Annotated in this window: 32 protein-coding genes, 2 tRNA genes and 3 rRNA genes; 8 read left to right on the forward strand and 29 right to left on the reverse strand. The window is 41.7% G+C overall.

Translation table 11 applies throughout. From position 1 onward, the window contains the following. From ACTG7L_RS06315 to ACTG7L_RS06335, 5 genes are all read left to right on the forward strand, one after another. A 23S ribosomal RNA gene (locus tag ACTG7L_RS06315) occupies nt 1–347 on the forward strand; the annotation flags it as partial. A 144-nt stretch (nt 348–491) separates the two neighbouring features. Continuing rightward, nucleotides 492–607: ribosomal RNA gene (gene rrf, locus ACTG7L_RS06320) — 5S ribosomal RNA — on the forward strand. A 51-nt stretch (nt 608–658) separates the two neighbouring features. Beyond that, nucleotides 659–774, forward strand: a 5S ribosomal RNA gene (rrf, locus tag ACTG7L_RS06325). 11 nt (nt 775–785) lie between these two features. Next, nucleotides 786–862 (forward strand) — tRNA-Asp (locus ACTG7L_RS06330). 35 nt (nt 863–897) lie between these two features. Beyond that, a tRNA-Trp gene (locus ACTG7L_RS06335) sits at nt 898–973 on the forward strand. 66 nt (nt 974–1039) lie between these two features. Here the strand turns inward: ACTG7L_RS06335 and ACTG7L_RS06340 are convergent. The 10 genes from ACTG7L_RS06340 to ACTG7L_RS06385 all read right to left on the reverse strand — a co-directional run bounded on the left by ACTG7L_RS06340 (nt 1040) and on the right by ACTG7L_RS06385 (nt 6898). After that, entirely contained in the window at nt 1040–2047 is a 1008-nt protein-coding gene (locus ACTG7L_RS06340) for a tyrosine-type recombinase/integrase (RefSeq protein ID WP_439327866.1), read from the reverse strand. A gap of 118 nt (nt 2048–2165) precedes the next feature. Beyond that, entirely contained in the window at nt 2166–2498 is a 333-nt protein-coding gene (locus tag ACTG7L_RS06345) for a hypothetical protein (RefSeq protein WP_439327867.1), read from the reverse strand. 21 nt (nt 2499–2519) lie between these two features. Beyond that, entirely contained in the window at nt 2520–4772 is a 2253-nt protein-coding gene (locus ACTG7L_RS06350; RefSeq protein ID WP_439327868.1) for a replication endonuclease, read from the reverse strand. A gap of 4 nt (nt 4773–4776) precedes the next feature. After that, nucleotides 4777–5052, reverse strand: coding sequence for a hypothetical protein (locus ACTG7L_RS06355; RefSeq protein WP_439327869.1), 276 nt, complete (start codon nt 5050–5052; stop codon nt 4777–4779). 94 nt (nt 5053–5146) lie between these two features. Continuing rightward, the gene (locus ACTG7L_RS06360) at nt 5147–5407 is read right to left on the reverse strand and encodes a hypothetical protein (RefSeq protein ID WP_439257095.1); all 261 of its coding nucleotides are present in this window, start codon (nt 5405–5407) and stop codon (nt 5147–5149) included. Next, the gene (locus ACTG7L_RS06365; RefSeq protein ID WP_439257097.1) at nt 5391–5699 is read right to left on the reverse strand and encodes a hypothetical protein; all 309 of its coding nucleotides are present in this window, start codon (nt 5697–5699) and stop codon (nt 5391–5393) included. The genes ACTG7L_RS06360 and ACTG7L_RS06365 overlap by 17 nt, the downstream gene beginning before the upstream one ends. Nucleotides 5700–5713: 14 nt before the next feature. Next, a complete protein-coding gene (locus tag ACTG7L_RS06370; RefSeq protein ID WP_439327870.1) occupies nt 5714–5953 on the reverse strand; it encodes a hypothetical protein in 240 nt (79 codons plus the stop codon). Nucleotides 5954–6075: 122 nt separating this feature from the next. After that, entirely contained in the window at nt 6076–6324 is a 249-nt protein-coding gene (locus ACTG7L_RS06375) for a hypothetical protein (RefSeq protein WP_439327871.1), read from the reverse strand. 1 nt (nt 6325) lies between these two features. Next, complete coding sequence (locus tag ACTG7L_RS06380) at nt 6326–6679, reverse strand: hypothetical protein (protein ID WP_439327872.1); 354 nt, start codon at nt 6677–6679, stop codon at nt 6326–6328. Nucleotides 6680–6688: 9 nt separating this feature from the next. Further along, on the reverse strand, nt 6689–6898 hold the full coding sequence (locus ACTG7L_RS06385; protein WP_439327873.1) for a transcriptional regulator: 210 nt from the start codon (nt 6896–6898) through the stop codon (nt 6689–6691). A gap of 170 nt (nt 6899–7068) precedes the next feature. On the opposite strand from ACTG7L_RS06385, the gene ACTG7L_RS06390 reads away from it, so the two are divergent. Both ACTG7L_RS06390 and ACTG7L_RS06395 read left to right on the forward strand, forming a co-directional pair. Next, entirely contained in the window at nt 7069–7755 is a 687-nt protein-coding gene (locus ACTG7L_RS06390) for a LexA family transcriptional regulator (protein WP_439327874.1), read from the forward strand. Nucleotides 7756–7847: 92 nt separating this feature from the next. Continuing rightward, on the forward strand, nt 7848–9815 hold the full coding sequence (locus ACTG7L_RS06395; RefSeq protein WP_439327875.1) for a BbrUII/HgiDII family restriction enzyme: 1968 nt from the start codon (nt 7848–7850) through the stop codon (nt 9813–9815). On the opposite strand, the gene ACTG7L_RS06400 is transcribed toward ACTG7L_RS06395, so the two are convergent. Then, nucleotides 9812–10855, reverse strand: a complete 1044-nt coding sequence (locus tag ACTG7L_RS06400) for a DNA cytosine methyltransferase (RefSeq protein ID WP_439327876.1) — start codon at nt 10853–10855, stop codon at nt 9812–9814. The genes ACTG7L_RS06395 and ACTG7L_RS06400 overlap by 4 nt on opposite strands. Nucleotides 10856–10894: 39 nt before the next feature. Next, complete coding sequence (locus ACTG7L_RS06405) at nt 10895–12073, reverse strand: phage late control D family protein (RefSeq protein WP_439327877.1); 1179 nt, start codon at nt 12071–12073, stop codon at nt 10895–10897. A 78-nt stretch (nt 12074–12151) separates the two neighbouring features. Here ACTG7L_RS06405 and ACTG7L_RS06410 point away from each other — a divergent pair, with 78 nt between their 5' ends. Continuing rightward, nucleotides 12152–12601, forward strand: a complete 450-nt coding sequence (locus ACTG7L_RS06410) for a type II toxin-antitoxin system HicB family antitoxin (protein ID WP_439327878.1) — start codon at nt 12152–12154, stop codon at nt 12599–12601. 33 nt (nt 12602–12634) lie between these two features. On the opposite strand, the gene ACTG7L_RS06415 is transcribed toward ACTG7L_RS06410, so the two are convergent. The 17 genes from ACTG7L_RS06415 to ACTG7L_RS06495 all read right to left on the reverse strand — a co-directional run bounded on the left by ACTG7L_RS06415 (nt 12635) and on the right by ACTG7L_RS06495 (nt 21382). Further along, a complete protein-coding gene (locus tag ACTG7L_RS06415; RefSeq protein ID WP_439257116.1) occupies nt 12635–13075 on the reverse strand; it encodes a phage tail protein in 441 nt (146 codons plus the stop codon). A gap of 121 nt (nt 13076–13196) precedes the next feature. Beyond that, the gene (locus ACTG7L_RS06420) at nt 13197–13364 is read right to left on the reverse strand and encodes a GpE family phage tail protein (RefSeq protein ID WP_439327973.1); all 168 of its coding nucleotides are present in this window, start codon (nt 13362–13364) and stop codon (nt 13197–13199) included. Then, nucleotides 13361–13666 carry a phage tail assembly protein gene (locus ACTG7L_RS06425; protein ID WP_439327879.1) on the reverse strand — a complete coding sequence of 102 codons (306 nt, stop codon included), beginning with the start codon at nt 13664–13666 and terminating at the stop codon, nt 13361–13363. The genes ACTG7L_RS06420 and ACTG7L_RS06425 overlap by 4 nt, the downstream gene beginning before the upstream one ends. Before the next feature lie 53 nt (nt 13667–13719). Beyond that, nucleotides 13720–14226 (reverse strand): phage major tail tube protein, encoded by a 507-nt coding sequence (locus tag ACTG7L_RS06430; protein ID WP_439327880.1) that lies wholly within the window; start codon nt 14224–14226, stop codon nt 13720–13722. Nucleotides 14227–14243: 17 nt separating this feature from the next. Beyond that, nucleotides 14244–15428 carry a phage tail sheath subtilisin-like domain-containing protein gene (locus tag ACTG7L_RS06435; protein ID WP_439327881.1) on the reverse strand — a complete coding sequence of 395 codons (1185 nt, stop codon included), beginning with the start codon at nt 15426–15428 and terminating at the stop codon, nt 14244–14246. 166 nt (nt 15429–15594) lie between these two features. Beyond that, nucleotides 15595–15849, reverse strand: coding sequence for a DNA helicase UvrD (locus tag ACTG7L_RS06440; protein ID WP_439327882.1), 255 nt, complete (start codon nt 15847–15849; stop codon nt 15595–15597). Beyond that, entirely contained in the window at nt 15839–16615 is a 777-nt protein-coding gene (locus tag ACTG7L_RS06445) for a DUF4376 domain-containing protein (RefSeq protein ID WP_439327883.1), read from the reverse strand. The genes ACTG7L_RS06440 and ACTG7L_RS06445 overlap by 11 nt, the downstream gene beginning before the upstream one ends. Before the next feature lie 21 nt (nt 16616–16636). Continuing rightward, nucleotides 16637–17470 carry a tail fiber protein gene (locus ACTG7L_RS06450; RefSeq protein WP_439327884.1) on the reverse strand — a complete coding sequence of 278 codons (834 nt, stop codon included), beginning with the start codon at nt 17468–17470 and terminating at the stop codon, nt 16637–16639. Then, nucleotides 17470–18036, reverse strand: coding sequence for a phage tail protein I (locus ACTG7L_RS06455; RefSeq protein ID WP_439327885.1), 567 nt, complete (start codon nt 18034–18036; stop codon nt 17470–17472). Before ACTG7L_RS06455 ends, ACTG7L_RS06450 begins: the two co-directional genes overlap by 1 nt. Continuing rightward, complete coding sequence (locus ACTG7L_RS06460; protein ID WP_439327886.1) at nt 18029–18946, reverse strand: baseplate assembly protein; 918 nt, start codon at nt 18944–18946, stop codon at nt 18029–18031. The genes ACTG7L_RS06455 and ACTG7L_RS06460 overlap by 8 nt, the downstream gene beginning before the upstream one ends. Continuing rightward, nucleotides 18946–19278: a GPW/gp25 family protein gene (locus ACTG7L_RS06465; RefSeq protein WP_439327887.1), complete on the reverse strand. Its 333-nt coding sequence runs from the start codon at nt 19276–19278 to the stop codon at nt 18946–18948. The genes ACTG7L_RS06460 and ACTG7L_RS06465 overlap by 1 nt, the downstream gene beginning before the upstream one ends. Before the next feature lie 21 nt (nt 19279–19299). Further along, complete coding sequence (locus ACTG7L_RS06470; protein ID WP_439327888.1) at nt 19300–19839, reverse strand: phage baseplate assembly protein V; 540 nt, start codon at nt 19837–19839, stop codon at nt 19300–19302. A 133-nt stretch (nt 19840–19972) separates the two neighbouring features. Then, nucleotides 19973–20188 carry a hypothetical protein gene (locus ACTG7L_RS06475; protein ID WP_439327889.1) on the reverse strand — a complete coding sequence of 72 codons (216 nt, stop codon included), beginning with the start codon at nt 20186–20188 and terminating at the stop codon, nt 19973–19975. Nucleotides 20189–20207: 19 nt separating this feature from the next. After that, a complete protein-coding gene (locus ACTG7L_RS06480; RefSeq protein ID WP_439327890.1) occupies nt 20208–20507 on the reverse strand; it encodes a type II toxin-antitoxin system RelE/ParE family toxin in 300 nt (99 codons plus the stop codon). Next, nucleotides 20488–20679, reverse strand: coding sequence for a hypothetical protein (locus ACTG7L_RS06485; protein WP_439327891.1), 192 nt, complete (start codon nt 20677–20679; stop codon nt 20488–20490). The genes ACTG7L_RS06480 and ACTG7L_RS06485 overlap by 20 nt, the downstream gene beginning before the upstream one ends. Nucleotides 20680–20742: 63 nt before the next feature. Beyond that, on the reverse strand, nt 20743–21072 hold the full coding sequence (locus ACTG7L_RS06490) for an Aca2/YdiL-like domain-containing protein (RefSeq protein ID WP_439327892.1): 330 nt from the start codon (nt 21070–21072) through the stop codon (nt 20743–20745). 58 nt (nt 21073–21130) lie between these two features. Next, nucleotides 21131–21382 (reverse strand): hypothetical protein, encoded by a 252-nt coding sequence (locus ACTG7L_RS06495; protein WP_439327893.1) that lies wholly within the window; start codon nt 21380–21382, stop codon nt 21131–21133. Nucleotides 21383–21446: the final 64 nt, after the last annotated feature.

A 21446-nucleotide genomic window follows, 5' to 3' on the forward strand; every position in this document is an offset into this window, starting at 1 on the left:
TTCGCCATTTAAAGTGGTACGCGAGCTGGGTTTAGAACGTCGTGAGACAGTTCGGTCCCTATCTGCCGTGGGCGTTGGAGAATTGGTTGGGGCTGCTCCTAGTACGAGAGGACCGGAGTGGACGCATCCCTGGTGTTCCAGTTGTTTCGCCAGAAGCATTGCTGGGTAGCTACATGCGGGAGAGATAAGTGCTGAAAGCATCTAAGCACGAAACTTGCCAAGAGATGAGTTCTCCCAATCTTAGAGATTGTAAGGGTTGTTTAAGACTAAGACGTAGATAGGCTGGGTGTATAAGCGGTGCGAGCCGTTGAGCTAACCAGTACTAATTGCCCGAGAGGCTTAACTATACAACGCTCAAGTGCTTTTGGGTGAAGTAAGTAAAACTAAATCAAAATTAAATAAACTAAAAAATCAGAAAAAAAGAGAATCGAACAGACAGCTTGTTTTTAAATTTGAAGAATAGAATAAAAGAAAGTCATCAAAGGAATAATCCTGATGGTCATAATGCAGTAGCCCCACCTGAACCCATGCCGAACTCAGAAGTGAAATGCTGTGATGCCGATGGTAGTGTTGGGCTTCCCAATGTGAGAGTAGGTCGCCATCAGGGCTTTATTTGTTTAATTCATTTTTATTGAGTGAATTAAACAAATAAAAATTTTTTGGCAGCCATAGTGCAGTAGTTCCACCTGATCCCATGCCGAACTCAGAAGTGAAATGCTGTAACGCCGATGGTAGTGTTGGGTTTCCCAATGTGAGAGTAGGTCACTGCCAATTACCTTATTTGCGGAGTGGTAGTTCAGCTGGTTAGAATACCTGCCTGTCACGCAGGGGGTCGCGGGTTCGATTCCCGTCCATTCCGCCAACTTTTTTAGCCGATTTAATTGGCTTTCTCTTTACAGGGGCGTAGTTCAATTGGTAGAGCGTCGGTCTCCAAAACCGAATGCTGGGAGTTCGAGCCTCTCCGCCCCTGCCATTATTTCCTATTTTATTTCAAATAGTTACGAACTTATTTTTGTTTTTTGATTTCTCCTTTTTATCCTTACTGTGTCCAAATTGTGACCTTTTCGGTAAATTTCAGCAGGTGATCTGCATTTAAATGGGCGTATTTCTGCACCATTTCTAACGTCTCCCAACCGCCTAATTCCTTGAGTGTATAAAGTGGTGTGCCTGCCTGTGCGTGCCAACTTGCCCAAGTGTGGCGTAAATCGTGAAAGCGAAAGTTTTTAATATTTGCCCTTTCCATGGCACGGTGAAAATCATTCCAACTAACCGCATCAATCTGTTTATCACTGTGACGATGAAAAACAAATTTTCGCTTGTCGTGATGTTCACGTTTTCGCAACAGCTCCACCGCTTGCTGATTAAGTGGCAACGCCCTAGCCCGTCCTGATTTCGCTACGTCATTACTCACAATGGCAATGTGTCGTTCAAAATCCACTTTATCCCACGTCATTGACAAAATTTCTCGCATCCTTGCCCCTGTCAATAACGCAAAACTGCACACATCTTTCATCCAATCAAGCTGTAAATTATCCAACAGATTTCTCGCTTCCGCTTGGGTCAACCAACGCACCCGAACTTTAGGCTCTTTATTCCGCATCACATAAGGAATCCGATCAACCCAACCACGCCGATGTGCAATGGCGAACATTCGCAAAATTGCCGTACGGTAGCGGTTTTTGGTACTCGCACTTAAGGTCTCTTGCGTACGTTTTGAAATAGACGGCATGTTATCTTCGATTTCTTCGCCCGTAATACTCCGCATTGCCCGCCCTTTAAAAATGGTTTCCCAATAGGCCCCTAGAAATCGCTTGCTTACTGGGTCTTTTTGTTGCTCCCCCTCTTGTAGAAAAAGTTGTAACGCATCATCAAATAACCGCTCAGATTTTTGAGTTAGAATTTGGCTTTCTAACACATCCACCTTTAATTTATCGTGTATCTGTTGAGCTTGTTTACGATTGCTTGTTCCTGCCGTTCGCCTTATTCGTTCCCCACTGGGCGTGCGAACGTCCACCCAGTAGATATTGCCCCTTTTGTAGATTGACATATACCACCTCGCCTTGCCAACCTAACCAATCAGGGAACATTATTTTGTTTTTTCCGATCTTTTTCAAGAATAGAAAGGGCTTTTTCTGATAGTTCTTCCATATTTCCCCATCAGGTTATTATCTAGTACGTGGACAATAATCAAATGAAATATCAAAGGTAGAAAAATTATCTTCAATAAACTCATCAAAAATACCTTTCCATCTCAAAGCTAATTTTTCATTATTTTGAAACTCGTCCCAATCCAATAAATCGTAGTCAAAACAATAGTTAAGAAAAATCTCAAACACTTCATCGTAGCTGATAATCTTTTGGGGTTCGTTTTCTTCACCAAGGATAACGAATATATCAAAAATATCGTTAAACAAAAGATCTCGGTTATACCCACAATAAGCTCGCATAAAATCATTTTTTGCCATTCTTAAATGTGCTTTAATAATTCTTTTAGTCATAATAAATTTACCTTATAAAATTTAACTCAACACCACTTCCCGTCCATCCCAATAAATAGACATTCCGCCATAAATCCCCAATTTCTCACCCAAAATCAGGCGACAAATTCGGTAGTCCGTAATCCACCGTGACGAAATTTGCTTTAATTTTAGCCAGAATTGAATCAATTCCACTTCGTTACGGTGTTCATTCATAAATTGCACCACGTCCCTAACTTTCTCTCGCCCTTGCGGTCGGTTACAGTTACTGACACAAGTCCTAGGGGCGACAAAGTCGCCCATTTCAACGGCTTGAACCCCGATTTCATCGGGTTTCTGTGCCGTTTTGGCTTTACGTTTTATCGCCCATTGTTTCAATCGGGTTTTGACCCAATCCAAACAACGGCTTAACCGCACCCCGTCAATTTTTTGACGGCTTTCGCCAAATTTATTCGGCTCGGTTTCCTGATAATGCAAACGTACTGCCTGATCTTTACGTTTCACCATGGCACCCCCTTGTCGTTTCAAATAGGACGCATAACAGCCCACGTCCGCACACACACGCAATTCTTCTAATTCATCATCGTTTAAATCTCCCTTTGTCAAACGGCGTAATTCACGCCATACGCCCACACTGGACACGCCGTAAAACTGAAACTGACGTATCCCCCAAAGACTCGCCCAAGCTCTCGCCCGTTTGGCATTGTCTTTTAATTTCATATTCGGATCTTCATCCGACACCTCGTCATCATCCGCAAAGCCGTCCACGTTTTTAGCAATATATTTCGCCACATACGCCGTAGCGGAGCCTTTTTCACGGTCGATTTCTTCCACTTTAAAACGGTGTTCTTTTGCCCCTCGTTCTGTGCCGTCCACTTCTAAGGCTTTTGCCCGAAAAATTTCAATCACCTCCGCTTTATCTTTGGCTTGCACATACATCAACAAATGCCAATGGGGCGTAGCGTCATGGTGCGGTTCGGCCACACGCATGCCATAAAAGCCAATGCCACGTTTGGCCAACAACGCACGCACCTTTTGCCATACGCCATTTAAATAAGCGTTGGTTTGTTTCGGACTGGTGCCGTACCATTTCGGGTTGTCTTGCCCATTAAATAAGGTAGCGTGATACCCACTCGGGGCCGTCAAGGTTAAAAATAACGCCTCATGTCCGCTTTCTTCCGCCCACTGTTCCACGCCGTTAAGCATGGTCATCATCAAATGACGCCGATTGGTCGGGTTGCTGTCGGATTTCATCACAATAGCCAACAGTTCTTGTTGCTCTGCGGGGTCCTCCACGTTCTCTAATATCATGGCTTTCAAAAAGTCATAATTTTTCTTTTGTTGCATTTTCCATTCACTTAATCCTTGCTTGGAGATATAACTACTAAATTGTTTACGCACTTCACCGCACGCAATCGCAATATGCTCAATCATCTGACGTTGTTTGCGTTTCATCAGCCGTAGCCAATGTCTTTCATCGCAAATCTTCGCCAGAATGACTTCAATGCTTTCCTGTTTCACTGAGCCACGGCGTTGAAAGCTGTCCCAATGTTTCAACGGAAAGCCAATAGACGCACAAGCACGGCCACATTCGGCATAAATTTCTAGCATTAAGCTGTCAATTTCACTGGGGCTAAAGGCTTGCTGTTTTGCCAACTGGTCATCAATAAAGGCCTGTTGCAATTTGGCAAAGGTGAGCGACAATTCATAGCTCATTAACGCCATTTTGTTTTCGGTCAACAGATAAAACGGCAAACTGCCTTTTGCTATTTCCCGATGCACATAGCGATTAAAGCGATTGTTCACCGCTTGCCAACAGTTTTCATCAGCCGTCCATTGCTCCACGGGGGCATCAGCGTTAAAAGTGCGGTTAAAATTCTCAAAGATTGCTTGGCCGTTTTCTTTTAGAAAGTCCCGAAAATCGGGCGACTTCTGCTCAAAGCTCAACAGCCAAGACAAATCCACCTTGTATTGTCGGAATACCTTTTTTAAACGCTTACCGACCACTTCACGAATCCAAGTATTCGCCAACCGCTCACCGCCTATCTCAACAGAACGGTATTTCTTTAAATACAGCTTGCGAAAATGCTCACGTAAGCGTTTTCTCGGCAAACTGTCTAACCAACGCTCCACATAGCCATAGCTATAAGGCACCGAGGCAAAAAGCTCTAACTGGCTTTCGGTACGAGCCGATTCAGGCGGTGTGTGGCACACCACATAAGGCGACTGTTGGCGAACCATGCCACGTTCCGCCTTTAACCGCTCATTCTCGTCCCGTTCCGCTTGCCAACTCATGTGCTTACAGTCCTGCTAAATATTCGTTGTGTTCTTGAAAATAGCCCTCTACTTGACGGATAAAGCGACTAATTTCAGCTTGAATTTGTGACAGCGAACGAAATTCGCCATCACTTAACGTGCGGTGCATTAATTCATTCAACGCCCCCGCAAAGGTATGTCGTGGACGACAAAATGCCACTAAAATTTTGTTTTTCTCGTCCGCATAATAGGTTTGAAAAAGCCCATTCTGGTTTTTCTCAATTTGGTAACAGCTACCATCATCTGTAAAAATTTTCATTTTTTGTTTCCTCTCTCGAATATACTTGTTAATAAAATCAATAAACCAATTAATGCCCACGCCATCAGGCAGAAAAACACCACAGAAAATAACGCTAGCCCCATTGGTTTATCCTTTTTAATTTTTGAATATTAATTTTCAAACTTCTTGCCACTGGGTAGAGTTTCAACTCCAGTAAGCTGTAACCCTCATGCCAAGCCACAAGGGCATCATCATATTTTCCTTGGCGAATAAAACGCTGAAAATCCGCTACCTTCGCCTCATAATCTCTTGCCAACACGCCATTGGCTTTGCTCAACATCCGCACCGCATTTTTTAAATACTGTATATACTCTGCATTAGTATTCTGTTTCATGTTCTGTTACCCATTGAAATTCTGCATTTCTTAACCCTTTAGGCATGCGCCCAAAAAACCTTTCTAACCAACGATAAAACCGCCTTAAATCTTCCCTATCCTCTTTGCTTAATTCGTGCCACTGCTTGGGCTTTCCGTTGTCATGGCAATAATCAATATTCATTTGCCCGCACCACCATTGCTTTTCTTTCGGGTGAAGTTGGTTGTAAAAATATTCCAACCGATAGCGACTGCCCGTCACCATCTCTCGCAAATCTTGCAAACGTTGCAAATCTTGTGCCAAATCACCCATAATGCCCCCGAGTTCTACGCTTTAAATAACCCAACCAACCGTTGCCACAAGCTCCGTTTCGGTTCAGTCACCACCGTCCGCAAGTCCATAATTTCTTCATCTAACACATCAAACAAATTGTCTAATTGCTCAATGCGTCTAAGTAGGTACGCATCTTCCTTTTGCTGTTCTTCCACCTGTTTTTTCAACGCCCAAAGGTCAATGTGTTGCTTGCTAAAGTGCGGTGAAATTTTCGTGTTTTTTCGTCTAATCATTGTGTATCTCTCCCTGTTGTGGTTGTTTTTTAAGCGAAAGCCTAAAAAAAGGTTGCAAAAATCCCACAGCCTAATTTTTTACGTTAAGCCGTGAATGTTTAAACAGTGTTTAAATTAAAAGGTTATGTGGGGATTTCTAACTGATTCGGGTCCGTTTCATCTAACGGCTTATTAATCCGCATAGCCTGATCTGAACGCTCATAACTGGCAATCTCCACCGCCACAATCTCCGTCATCACGTGCAGTTTGCACGCATGGCAATTATGGCAAAATAAAATCGTACTCGTGGAGTGCATGGTCATCCGCTCCGATGTCCGCACCGCCAAATTTTTAGAACCACATTTCGAACAACGAATATCAACTTGCGCCATATCATTTCACCTCAACACTTTGATTGTCGGTATCTTGTGGACAAATAGCAGCCGTTTTTACCAACGCATTAAAAGCCTCCACTTTGGCTTGCCAGTCGGCCTCGTGTTCTTGTAGTGATTCCTTATAGGCTTCAGCCCAAGCACGGGTGATCATCCAACTATATTTGGCAAACTCCACATTTAATGCCGCTCTGGCGATTTCAAATCCTTGATTTTCGGCGATCTCCAACAAATGCTCTGCTTTAATCAGTATATTCATCTTTCCCCGTAATGCTCGCACTTGCATAAATTCTTGCCCCCACTCAAGGGCTTGTACTTCAGCCAGTTCTTTGTGGAAATCTTTTTGTTGAGCCATTTTGCCCCCTTACTTTCTATCCAATTCATCTAACGCCTGACAAAGTTCGCTAGATGTCACCAAGCCATTTGTGGCTTTTTCAATGCGGTAGGCATATTTGGCGGAATATTCGCCACCGTTTAGCCATTTTCTTACTGCGGTATGGCTGACATCACAGGCTTTTGCAAGTTCTATTTGTGATCCGCATATCTCTACACCTTTCTGAATTATGTCATTCAAAATTGATCCCCTCCTTAACTTTGAACTCAATATAAAACAAAAGTTTCTTAAAATCAATCTTAAAGTATCAATTATTTTAAAAAAGTTGTAATTATTGATACTTTAAGATTGTTGATTTTAAGAAACTTTAGTTTTATATTGGTGAAAAATTGATACTTTAAGGAGGGATTATGGATACTTTAGCTCAAAGACTTAAATACTTATTAGATACTCAAGGCGTAAGTCAAAACGCCTTGGCTAAAATGATTGGGGTTACTCAGGCATCAATTGGAAAAATTATTAGGGGAGAAACCTTAGAACCTAAAAAAATTTTTGAAATTGCCACCGCACTTAATGCTGACCTAGAATGGCTAAAAACAGGGCAAGGCAACTACGAACCTGAACCGATTAGCCCTGTTTCCAGTGAGCCAGACGAAAACCACACCTACCGCATAGACCAGTTAGACGTGCAAGCGGCTGCCAATTTAGACGGCATGATTAACCCTGATTTCCCCGATATTATCCGTTCGATTTGGTTTTCTGATGACGGCGTGCGGAAAATGCTCAACCGCCATAATACGCAGGGCATAAGTATTATCCAAGTCCCCACCGACAGCATGGTCCCCACAATCTACCCAAAAGACTTGGTATTTATTGACACCAGAATTAAAACGTTCAGCACCGACGGCATTTATGTCTTTCTGCTCAACGACCGCCTCTATATCAAACGCCTACAAATGTTGCCAACCGGCGTCATTCAAGCCACCTCTGATAACAAAAACTATCAACCCTTTGAAATCACCGAAGAACTGTTTGACACAGCATTAATTGTCGGCAAGTTTATACAGGTGATGTCGATTGATATGCGGGATTTGTAGGGGTTGGAAAAGGTAATAACAAGTACATAATTATAGCTAGCCAGAAACTGGTAATATAATATTAAACGAATCAAAATAATAGTGAGAATATTATGGCAAAATTTCATATTGATTTAAATGTGCTAAACCATTTAGGTTTGAGCTTGTACTCAAATACTCCAGCAGTGTTAACAGAAATTGTTTCTAATGCTTGGGATGCGGATTCAACAGAAGTGCATATTAAGATAGATACAACTCACAATGATGAAAAGATCATTATTGAAGATAATGGACATGGAATGAATTTAGCTGATATTGAACAAAAATTCCTGAATGTTGGCTATGCTCGCAGAAGTGATGGTCGAGCTATCACTGAGAAAAAACGTAACGCAATGGGAAGAAAAGGTATTGGCAAACTTGCAATGTTTTCCTTAGCAGATGTTGTCGATGTTTATACAAAATCAAATGATGAAGATGTTGTTGCTCTCAGGGTAGATGTTTTGGAATTGAAAGAAGCAATCGAAAATAAACAAGAGTATGAAACACAAAATTTGGATGATACAAATACATTTAACCTAGAACATGGCACAAGAATTGTGTTATCAAAGATCCATAAAAATATCAAGAAAACCGTTCCTTATCTAAAAAAGCACCTTGCTCGTCGTTTTAGTATTATTGGAGAGTCTAATAATTTTAGAGTATTTTTAAATAATACTGAAATTACACTAGCTGATCGAGGTTATTACAATAAAATAGAGTTTTTATGGTCATTTGATGAACAGAATAATTATATTTCTGATTTGGTTGATGCTAAACATATAAGCCAGTTGGATAACTTCATAGAGTATCGCAATGAGAGATTTAAAGTGACAGGATTTATTGCCAGTGTAGAAAAACCGAATGATTTAAAAGATGGCGATGTTTCAAATAATGCAATTACTATTCTCGCTAATGGGCGTATTTTTCAAGAGAATATTTTGGATGAATTGGATAATGCCAAAATCTTTACCAGTTACTTAGTCGGGGAAATTAATGCGGATTTTTTAGATGATACACGCTTTGAAGATATGGCAATTTCATCTAGACAAGGATTAAGACAAAATGATGAACGTTATACTTGTTTAAAAGTTTTTCTTCTAAGGGCATTAAAAGAAATTGATAAGGATTGGGACACTTGGCGAAGAGCACAAGGCGTAGCAGAGGCAAAAAAATTAAGTCCCAAATTAAATGAGTGGCTTGATACTTTAAAAGATAGTAGAGATAAGAAAGCTGCAGAAAATTTAATCGGAAAAATTAATACTATTAGATTTAGCGGCGATGACGAATCTCAGAATAGTGCAAAGAAAGAATTATTAAAAAATTCTATTTTAGCTTTTGAAAAATTAAAGGTTAAAGGTAATTTAATTGCATTAGATAAGTTATCTGCTTTTGATATTGAGATCTTAAAACCTATTTTACTTTCAATTGATGATATTGAGCAAAGTTACTTTTATGATATCACTAATCAACGCTTGGAAGTTATCGCAAAGCTAAAGGAGCTTACATCAGATAATGAAAAAGAGAAAGTTATTCAAAAATATTTATATGATCATCTTTGGTTGTTAGATCCTGCTTGGGAAAGAACAACTAGAACTCATATGGAACAATTATTAACGGATGAATTAAAAAAGGCTTGTCCCGATAATAATAATGGAGCAAGAATTGATATTGCCTATAAAAATATTGCAGGTAAACATATTATTATAGAAATGAAAAGGGAAATTCCTAGTTATCCTATTGATATTTACGATTTAATAAAACAAGGTGGGAAGTATAGAGAGGCAACAAAAGTCTGGTATCAAAACAATCAAAATATTACAGAAAATTTAGGCATTGAAGTGTATTTCCTAGTTGGTACAAAGACAAAAGATACCATTTATCGTAAAGCGGATAAGGACACTATAAATGATCTTTTGAAAACAACACACGCTACTCTATTGACATATGATGAATTGATTACACAATCATATAATTCCTATGCAGAATATTTGCAACGTAAACAAGAGGTAAAGAAATTAAAAGAATTGATTGATAGTATTTAAGCCTTATTGCCAATCTCTTGTAAGTGGGCAATAAAACTTTTACCAATAATTTCGCCTAAAGTGACAGGAACAGCATTACCAATCATTTTTCCTACTTTGCCTAAGAATATAGGTTGTTCAGGATCGCAGAACTGATAATTTTCAGGAAATGCTTGAAATATTGCCGCTTCTCGAAGGGATATTGCTCGATGTTGTTCTGGATGTCCAAAACGTCCATTACCATATCCGTAGCAGAGAGTTGTCATGGTTGGGCTAGGTTGTGACCAACTCATTCTTCCATATACAGCAGAATATGTTGCTCCAGTGGCTTTTTTATGACATTCAGCTCTTAATTCTTCAGGCCAATCTCGCCAAGTTCCCCCTTGTTTAGAATGCTTAATTCGTTGGAAGTTGGTTTCAGATAATGCCATTGCTCGATGCAATCGATCCGTTTTACACGTTTCACCAGCAGAAATTGGGGGGAGGTGCCCAATGGCTTGTTGAACAGTAACCCAATTTTCTTTGCTGTGAGTAGGGGGGATAATATTGATTTCACCCAATTTAGATGCTAGTAAAACATGTCTTCTTCGTTGTTGTGGTAATCCATATTCAACACATTTTATTGTTCCCGCCCAAATAAAATATCCCAAATGTTGCAACTCCGCCACAAAGTCATGGTAAACCTTGTGCTTTACAACCTCAGGCACATTTTCCATTGTAATAAGTTCTGGCTGACTTTCTTTTATGAGTCGAGAAAAGGCATAAAGTAAGGGCCATTTTTTATCATTTCTTGTGTCCTTACCTTGATTATATTTAGAAAAAGGTTGGCATGGTGCACACCCAGCAAGTAGCTTAATACTATCTTTTTGATACCAAGATAAGATTTCAGATTTATCAACAAGAGAAACATCTTTATTGATGAAAGTTGCGTGATTATTAAATTCAAAGGCAAAGCGACAGGTTTCTTCAATATCATAACCTGCTTTCACTTTTACACCTGTTTTTTGTAAGCCAGCGGTTAGCCCACCTGCCCCACAAAATAAATCAACAGCTTCAATCATAATGTTTACAATACTATTCTATATAAATGATGATCTATTCTAACTTTTTTTTACGTCAAATTCTACATTTTCCACTTTCAACTCACACTCAACCTGTGTCGTAAATCCGCTATCATTAATGCTGTGCGTCACTTTGCTGATAATCCAGTCCGCTCCATCAATCATTGTTTTAAAACCGCTTAGAGTTACGGGCATTTCGGGCATTAAATCAGGCTCACCAAAGGCAAGGTTAAGAGAAAAGGTCGCCACGCCACGTTTGAGCTTATCAAAGGCGGATTTTGCCCCAGTAATAGCGGATTGCTCACTGGCATAGGTATGGCGTAGGGTTTTGATTTGTGAGCTGTCACTGGTGATCGGCTCTTTTTGTTCCAACACATTGTATTTGCGTTTGCTTAAATGTCGCCCTTTCACCGTGCCATTTTTCAGCGTCCGACCTTTGGTCATTTTGGCTTTTTTGGTGACTTTGCTATTTTCATCAATCACAATCTCACCACGCTTGCCAGTGTTTTGGTCGTGCCAATAAGCCCGCACTGCCTTAAAATTCTCACTTTCCGCAATGGAAAATTGATAATTGTCGCCCAGTTGGCGAATAATTGTAAAAGGTGGAATGGCTTTGCCTGTGGCAGTTTTTCCCTTGCCTGTTTTCATAAACAGCAAATAGCCGTTTTTCACCGTGGCGATAGCGTCATATTGTTGGCTTAACCTTGTGAGCAAATTAATATCGCTTTCGCTGGTCTGGTCAATATGTGCCACGGTTTCCGCTTTGTAGTCGTCCGAAATCAACGCCTTGAGCTGATTTTCTTTGGCGATTTGTTCCACAAGGGCGGTGAGTTTAATCTTGTCAAAGGAACGTTCTTTTTTCTCGCTCAAACTGCCTTTTAAATCCGCACTTCTTGCACGAATATAAACTTTGTCAGGCGAACCGCTGAACTGTACTTCGTCCACTAAATATTTGCCCTTATCCACTAACGGCAGACTCGCCCAACCAATAGCGACACTGATTGTCGCATTGCGTGGCGGTAGTGCCAGTTGGCTGTCGTGGTCGCTTAATTCTAGCTCTAAGGTATCCGCCTCAAAGCCCCGATTGTCGTTAATCGTCAGACTGATTAAGCGGTCATTAACAATCTGCGTGATGTCTTTTTCCTGCTTATCTTTGGTGGTCACTCGCACGTTAAAACGGCAAGTGCGGTGGTTGGTTTCTAGGAGTTTTTCTAGCATTGAATGACCTTTTAAAATGGTTGGTGTTGTGGGGGTTTATGTTTATAATTCATTCCAATTTAACCATAGGAGAAATTTATGTTATTTACTATCGGCGTTGAAAGTCCAGATAATGAAGATCAAGCATTTGGTATGGTCATTCCTGCGTTATTTTATAAAGATTACAGCTGTTTTAGTGCGGCAGATGAAGTGGATGAAATCTTGCCACAAGTCACCGATGCCATTACCTTAACCCTTGAATCAATGATTGAAAACGGCATTGATATTACCGAAATCAAAGATAAAGGGTTTAGCCATTACAAAACCTTAGAAGACTTTGCGTTTTGCGACAGTTGGTTAATCGTTGATATTGATATCTCTCACTATCTCGGCGCAAAGCAACAGATTAACGTGAATGTACCAGAATATCTGCTTAACCGTATGGATCGCCGCATTGCCGCCTTACCAAATATTTATCACGACAGAAACCGCTTTATTACCACAGCGATACACCGTGAATTACATTTCCATTTACGCAATGAAAACTAACCCTTGCAAAAGCCTATTTCCTAATAGGCTTTTTTAAATCAAATTCCCCATCACCTGACTTGCTAAACTAATCAAAGTCGGATCATCGGTGCGTTTTAATTGCATAGAAAAATCAATCGCTCTTGCCTTGCCGTCACCAAATAACTCACTGCGTTCTTCGTGGATATTTTCAATCACAAAAAAGCCCAATAAAAAGAAGTTTGAGCCGTCAATTAAGGGGAACGCACCGCCACTGTCTGCCATTAAGCGTAACGCCGCAATGCTAAAATCACCGCCTGTGATTTCGGGGATTAGGCGACAAGAAAGATTGATACTTTCGCTTTCTTTGCCCACAAATTGGCTTTTCGGCAATGCCCCTACCACCGAATTAGTCGGGTGTCGCCAACTGGTTTCACGGCTCAGGGTTTGAAAGGGAATGGTGCGTTGCATAAAGGGGAATACGCCCAAAATGGCAAGGATTGAATTTTGTAACATAATTTTCCTTATTTACCCTTTTACCCTCACCCTAGCCCTCTCCCAAAGGGAGAGGGGACATTGGGGGGATTGAAAGTGCGGTGAAATTTTGACAACTATTCCCTCTCCCTTTGGGAGAGGGCTAGGGTGAGGGTTGTTGTTGCTCATATCTCACCCGTGCTTTTTCTCGCCATTCCATGAGTTCCAGTAAGCTCATTTGGTCAAAGTCATCAGGTCGCCAGTGAAACACCATTGCTATATCGGCAATGGCATTTTCGACACAGTCGGCAATTTTTAACGGTTCAGCTATTCCGCTGTTTCCGTCTGTTCCGCTTGCACCGAAGTCGGCACTAAAAAATTAATCACCGCCGTTGATAAATCGGTGAAGTCGCCCACGTCCATTGTGTCAAAGTCGTTTTTGTGTAACATCGGTTGGCTCACACGTGGTAATAGCACCATTAAGGCATTGACATCCGATTGCAATAATTCCAACAGTTTCAAGCCTTTTAAGGCAATCACGGTCGGTTTGTTGATTTGAATTTCTGAAAATGTTTTATCACCACGCACAATCGGGGTGCTTAATGTGACGGTGTTTGAAGTGGGTTTAGTCATTTGAATATTCCTTTAAAATGGGTGAAATAAATCGGGCGTTTGCCCGATTATGGTTATAAGCCTACGGCGGAGCGGTGTTCGGCTAGGCGGTCGTTGCCGTCCACAATGAAAACGCTGTTAATCATATCGATCTCAACGACATCTGAGCCGTTTTCAATCACTTTGTAATAGGTGAGTGGCACGGTGAAACTGTGTTCGGTGTCATCGCCGACTTTAGATGACCCTGCATCAATTTCGCCAAAACGTCCACGCATCACGATTTCAATGCTGGTTACTTCGCCTGTGTCGTCCTGCTCATACGCCCCTAAAAAGCGGAGCGGTGTACCGTCAATGGTGGTGCCGAATTGGCGTAAAAATTCGGTCATATAACCGCCCATTTTGAGCGTGGTTTCTAGGGTTTCTAAGCCTAGATTCACTTTCACCGATCCAATCATTCCGCCTGCACGGTATTCTTCCAGTTTTAACGCCAGTTTGGGCTGTTCAAGTTCGGTGATTTGCCCTTTGTAGCTGTTGCCGTCTGCAAAGACATTCATTAATTTTAATTTGCGTGGTAATCCCATTTTTATGCTCCCTATGATTAGCTGCCAACTTTGGTAATTTCATCTGCCAATTCAACCAAATATTCATCGCTGACATATTGATTAAACTCTAATTGTTCCAATAATGGGGCAGCACAATAATCATAACCAATTAACAATTTGGCATCTTTTAAGGTTTCCGCGGTGTTAAATTCCGCTTTAACGAACGCTTTACCGCCAACCAATTTGCCTTCTGCCGTCCAATAACGCCATTTGGCATTAATCGCTTCTACGATTTCTTTCACCAACGGCACGCTGATATTTTTATCCATTGCCCAGTCAAAACTTTGTGCAATGGTATCTTTCAATACTTGAGCGGTGCGAGTTTGGTTTTCATACAAGAACGTTTTATCGGTGGAACAAGTGCGAACGCCCCAGAATTTGTAGCCGTTGTAATTGATACAGCAAGTAATGCCCTGTTCATTGAGATAGTTCACATCCGTTGCCGCATCGTTAATATCAAAGGAAAGCGGATTGGTGACACCTGTCACGCCTGTTAATTCCTTATTAGAAATGGCGGTATGCCAGCCTTGCACTTGATCTTGATAAGCACGCATTGCCACCGCTCGAGTAACGGCGTAGTCGGTTTCGGTTTGTTTGGTGGTGCTGTTGAATGATAAGAAATCGCCAAAAATCAGCATTAATTCACGTTGTGAGAATTGGCGGCGATAAGTGACGGCTTGTTCTTTGGTTTGGCAACCATAACAGGACGCATACACAAAGCCGTTGAGCTTTTTCGCCACGGTGAGTAGCTCCGCTGTCACATCTTGGCTGTCATATTTTGGAATAGCAAAAATTCGTGGTTTGACACCCGTTAAGGCTTGAGCCACTAAAAACGCTTTTAAGCCCGTGTAATTGCCGTTTTCATCCATACCGCCGATCACGTTCGCTTTCATTTGGCTGTCGTCTTCGATCTCAGCCACACGAATGACAATGACTTTGGTGTTGGTAATATCTAAAATGCCGTCCAACGCTCGGGCAAGTGTGCCTTTGGTGCCAGCTTTGGCAATCACAGCGGACGTAATGCCAGTGAGTAAGGTAGGTTTGTTTAAAGGAAAGGTGGTTTCATCGGCATCTTCTGCGGTCGCCACTAAGCCGATCACAGAAGTCGAAGACACCGTTAAAGTGCGAAGTGTTTCGGTGATTTCCGTCACTCGCACGCCGTGCAAAAATTCATCAGACATAATAAAAGCCCTATGGGTTGGTGAAAAGATAGGGCTATTGTGTGGGGAAACGGGGGAGCGTGCCACAAGGGGAAAGTGTGAATAATGGCATAACAATTCACCGCACTTTTAGGGGGCTAAGTTGCAAAAAATCCCCTCTCCCTCTGGGAGAGGGCTAGGGTGAGGGTTAGTTTCTAAAATGGCTCGGATATTGCTTACGTTCAATCTCGCTAAAATACGCATCTCGGCAATGATTGCGGTCAAAAAACAAGCCATTCACTAAATGATACATCAATCGCCAGCGAAAACGCTTATCTTGTTCTAAGATAAAATTGCGATAACAACGGCAAGAAATGGTTTCATCCGCATAGCCAAAGGCAATAGCATTAAACAACTGATCTACCGCAATCAGAATTTGCTTTAACCATTCTTTAATCGGCATTGTTTCCCCCTAAAGATTGCTGATAAGTCACCGCCCAACCTTGCGAATAATCATAGTCTAACGGTTCATCCGCTTGTTCCATTTGGGTTTTGTGTTGCACCGCTAAAGCGTGCATCGCCGACACTTGCTCTTTAATGGTGCGAATAATCAAAGCAAAATCATCACGGTTTAACTGGGTCACCGAATTATCCGCACAAATCCATAATTCAGGTGAGCTTTCTTTGTCGTTAGTGACATCATCATCCATCACGGCTTTTGCTCCGATCATTTTGACAAAGCTCGCTTCGTCGCTGTCAAACCATTTTTTCAGGCTTTCAATGTAGATCCCCCCATAGCAACTTTCATCTCGTTTGGCGTTGATTTTTTCACGCATTTGTTGCTGTTGATTGGCTTTGATTTCTGCTTGTTTGGCTTTGGAGATTGTCCATTTTTTGCCGTTCCATTCACAAGAATCCGAAAAAGGGACAACTGCGGTGTAATTTTCGGGAATTTTACCCAGTTCTTTAATTTCAAGGCTTGAACGGTCAAGGGTGGAATACACGGTTTCGCCTCGGTGATCTTCCACATATTGCCAACGGTTATTTTCACGCACAATGGCAAAGCCGTTTTTCACTTTGGGTGGTGCATCTAAATAACTATTGGCAGACAAACTACCGCCTAGGCTGATAAATTCCGTAGTTGCTCCCGAAAACTCATTGTTGTTGGTTTGGTACACGGTGATTTCACCGCTTTCTAGGGCAAAGCCCTGTTGGTCAAATTGAATCATTGTTTAACTCCTTTATTTGGCTTATGCGGCTAGGCAGATGTAGTGGAAAGCGATGTTGCGTGGACGGTTTTCATTGCCTACTTTCACATCAGTTTGTTGTTCTGTTATGCCAATTCTTGACGAATATGTTCTTGCTGGTGTGTTATCAGCAATATTGTAATTGTTTCCTTTGTTTGTTAGTGAATTAATAGTAGCGAGCAAACCATGGTTTGTTAGTGATGAATTATCTATGAATACAGATTTAATATTATTTTCTGTCTCATAATTATTTCCAGCTGTTGTTGGTAATAAGTGAAAATGGTCTTGCAATGCGTGTAACTGCCCTGCCAACAACCCACGCCCACTATCTACACCACGCCCATTATCCCAGCCCCGAATAAATTCACCCCGTAAATCAGGCAATACCCCGTTAGGGTATTTTTTCGCTAAAATTGGGTAAGTAGACGTGTTAAATTTCTGTCCATTCATTGCTAAACAACCACTTGGTACGGTAGATAATGGATAAGGAAACGGAATGCCGACCATTAAATCGTGCAATGCAGAAAAAGCATCTTTGGTCGCTTTTTTGTTAATTTCTGTGGTTAAGGCATTTTGGGCGTTGGTTAAATCGGTGTTAGTTGCTTTGCTGTTTAACGTGTTTTGTAAATCCGTAATCTGTGCAATAGTATGGCTATGACTACTTGCCGCCTTGCCGTGATTTAGGCTTTCCACTTGCCCTTTTAAATACTTGGTACGATTCGCCAGCTGTTGAGCTTGTTTGTTGGAAATCCCATCCGCACCACCGACCACCGGATCGGTTTTCTCAATTTGATAAATGCTGTCTGTCCATTCGTTTTTTTCAATTAAATTCGCCATTATGCGACTCCGTAAGAATACTCACCGTTATAGGTGATTTTTTGATTGTAAAGATTATTCGCTTGCTCAAAATGCAACCCGACTAAATGACAACGCACGGGGGCGGTGTTGGCAAACAATTGCCTGACTTGTTCGCCTTGTTCAATGCTCATTGGACGGTTAAGATAAATCCGATAAGTCGCCCAGTGGCTTTCTGTTGAGCCATGCACATAATCGCCGTTGTAGCTTTTGGTGACGTCATATTGTATGGCAGACATATTTTCTAAAATCTGCACATTCCCATAGCCGGCAGATGCCAATACTCGGCGAAGACTGCTGATCGTGCCTTTGATTTTGTGAATAGAAAAACTGGCTAAAATGCTATTGCGTTTGGTTTCATCTGACCACTCACTGTCCCATTCATCCACTGACACCGACCAAGCCAACCACGGCAACAGATTTGTCGGGCAATGTTTAGCTTGCCAAAGCAAATGAATCGGCACAGGAATGTCGCTAATCGCTGAAAACGTCTGCGACAGCTTTTTCTCTAAGGGCGTAGAACCTATGGGCAATAAACTGTTATTCATCTCTACCGCCCACCGTAATATTAATGCTTGTGCAATAGCCCGCTTGTGTTGGTTGAATCACAAGATTTTTTGTTGGTTTAGTCAAAACCACATTTTGCACGCCCTCTTGATGTAAAGCGGCATAAATCCCCGATAGGGTAATATCAATCCCCAGTGCGTGTTGTTTTTCGACAAATTTTTGCACCGCAGTTTGCACGTTTTCAAATACCACGCTTTCCAATACGGACGGATAAAGCGTTAAGGTGGCTTGAATTTGATAATCCACAATTTGAGCGGATTGCACCTTGACGGTATCGCACAAGGGGCGGACATCTTCGGCATTAAGTGCGGTGTTGACCGTATTAATCAATGTCTGATCTGCCGTTCCCTTGCCTTGGGTCGAAAGTAGCGTGACTTGCACCACGCCAGCGGTAGGGCTGATGACATTGACATCTTTCACCAAAGCCGAACTACTCAAAGCGTGATATTCATAACTGCCCCGACTGCCTGCGGTGGTGATTTTTTCTAGCGACATTTGCACCCGATAGCGGAGCCGTTCGTCATCTTCATAAACCGCTTCGGTGATCGGGTTAGTGGTTAAATCTTTTGCTTGAATCAACAGCCGTTCCACGCCAAATAATGCCGCTAAATTATCTAAATCCGATCCTGTGGCAAAGGCTAACATTACCGCCTTAGCCTTTTCATTAATTTCACTGCGGAGCAATAATTCTAAATAGGCGTTTTCTTCCAGAAGTTTCACCACAGGTTCGCTTTCATATTGCAGCCGTTCCGTCCAAAAGGCTTGTTCGCTTTCGGTATCAAAGCGACTAATAAAGGCGGTTTTTCGGTTCGCCAACAAGGTTTCAAAATCCAGTTCATCAATGACTTGTGGATAGGGCAGATTGTTTAAATCAATAATGTTGTTATTCATTAACCACCTAATAACAGATTGTCGTAATTAATATTTTTGTTGGTATTCGACAACGTGCCAACGATTTTTGCAGTCACTTTGCCGTCTTTAAATTCGGGTTTAAATTGGCTGATATTGAGCCGTTTTTCCCATTTGTTTAACGCCACAACCGCACAACTGGCAATTTGTAATATCAATACTCGGTCAATAGGGCGGTCAATGAGTTTGGGAATATTGGAGCCATAATCACGCCGTTGTATTCTGGTGCCAATTTGCGTGGTGAGAATATCGGCGACCGATTGCTTGATATGGGCTAAGTCATCATCAATTTGTTTGCCTGTGTGTCTGTCCATGTTTCCCCTATTGTGGTTGCCCTATTGTGGCTGACCAGTAGTTCCGCCACTATCGCCCCTGTGAGTATGGTGCATTGTGGATATACCGCCTGCGATTTGGTCGTCACCTGATGTCACTTTGCCTGACACTTCGACATCACCTGTGCATTTCACTAACGGCGTATCTAACACAATTTGGCTTGATGCTTGAATGGTTGCGGTGCTAATGCCTGTCACGGTTAAGTCAGAACTGGCTTGGTTGTAAACCATTCTTGCCCCGTCCGCAAACTCAATCACGTGTTCATCGGCGGACTGGCTCGGATTGTTGTGGGTTGTGGTGTAAATGCCAGTGAGTACCACCGCCATAGTCAATTCACCGCTCGCTGCTAAAATGACACATTGCTCATTTACCGTCGGCGGTGACCAGCTTTTTGTTGTGCCCGCTCGCCATTCCAACCACGGTAGCCAATCGGTTTTAATCCCACCCGATAACACTTTCACACGGCGTTCGTCGTGATTGACTTCGGCAATGGTGCCAAAGCGGATAATATTATCAATACGGCGGTTGAGTTCTGCGGTCATATTTGCCTAAAGTGCGTGGTAAATAAAAGGCATTTTGGCGGATAGGGGAGAATAGGGCGATAGATTGCGAATGTAGAATGGGGGATAACAAAAAAGCAAGGGGGGAGCCTTGCTATTTTGGGGGGATTGTATTTTAGTTTAACATTGCTTTTTTAAAGTCAGCAAAAGTATGATTTCGGTTAAAACGATAACCCACACTTTCTTCACCTTGATAAGTTCTTAGATAAATCGCTTCAATCTCTTTTCTGACTTCTTCGACTGAATGAACCCGTCCTGCTTGGCTATCGGCTTCACCTAGGGCGATGCTTTTTGCTAAAAATTCATCATAGCCTCGTTCTTTCGTTATCATATTTTCCCCTTTGGCAATATTATTTGGGTTGTGGATATAATCGGCGAGAATGGATCACGGTGATGATTTCCACTCGGTCGTCCAATTCTTCATACACAATGCGATAATGACGGCAAAATACGATTCTTGTGCCGTTGGGTTGCAATTTCCCCATTTTTGGAGCGACACCCAATAGCCTAAATGTATGGCGAAATTCGTCATATAATTTCTGTGGTGTAGAGGCAAATAATGTGTATTGATAGATTCCGTCTAAAATATCATCAATGTCTTTGTGTGCCTCTTTAGAAATAATCACATCTTTAGGCATAATGTAATTCATCCGCTAATTCTTCATCTAGTAATGCCATTTCTAGGGCTTTACGCTCAATGGTACGTTGCCAATGTGCTTCTGCTTCTTTTAGCGTATAAAATCGCCCATTGGCAATATCTTCACGTCCTAAGCGGATTTTTTCCGCTAAAAATTCATCATAGCCTTGTTCTTTCGTTATCATATTTTCCCCCTTTGTGGATTTAAAACGATCCTAGCACTTTTGTTTTAGAGATACAATAAAAAGCTATTTAGCCAATTCTGCCCCATAACAACAGACTAAAACCCTGACTAGTGACTGGGTTAAACGCCATTCGATAATATTTGTATTCGGGGTTGTAGGGTAGTGCAAGGTGAGTGGTTTTCCTTTTTTGATTTCTTCAATGGCGGTGAATAATTTGTCATTATATTGTTGCAACAGGCTATTCATTTTTTCGATCACATCGGGCTTTAAAGTGCGGTCATCTTTTTCCCAATATTCCCAACTGCGTTTGCTTACGCCCCCGATATATTCAGCGGCTTCTGCAATAGACAAGCCCAATAGTTCACGTATCATTTTGAGTTTTAAGCCATTCATTTTTTATTTTCCTTGATAGATGAAAAGCCGTAAGTCTTTTCGCTTACGGCTTTGTTTTTTAATGTAACTGTACGCCCCAATTTTTATTCCAATCATCACCTAAAGCAGAGATTAAGCAACATTTGATAAAAGCACGATTGCCTTTTTCAATGCTTTCTGTGGGTTCGCCGTTAATAATATCGGTGGTGACGACTTTAAACGCATTTTCACTGCGTTGACTTTGATAAACGCTAATATGTCTTTCGCATAATTCACCGTCAACTAATGTAAATGTTTCACTTGCAGATTTTACTAAATGGTAGCCTTTCATTGTTTTTCCCCTTAGGATTGCATACGCCCCTTGCGTTCTGCTTATGGGGTGTATTGTAGTTCGC

The organism is Lonepinella sp. BR2357 (assembly GCF_051851525.1).
Lineage (GTDB): Bacteria > Pseudomonadota > Gammaproteobacteria > Enterobacterales > Pasteurellaceae > Lonepinella.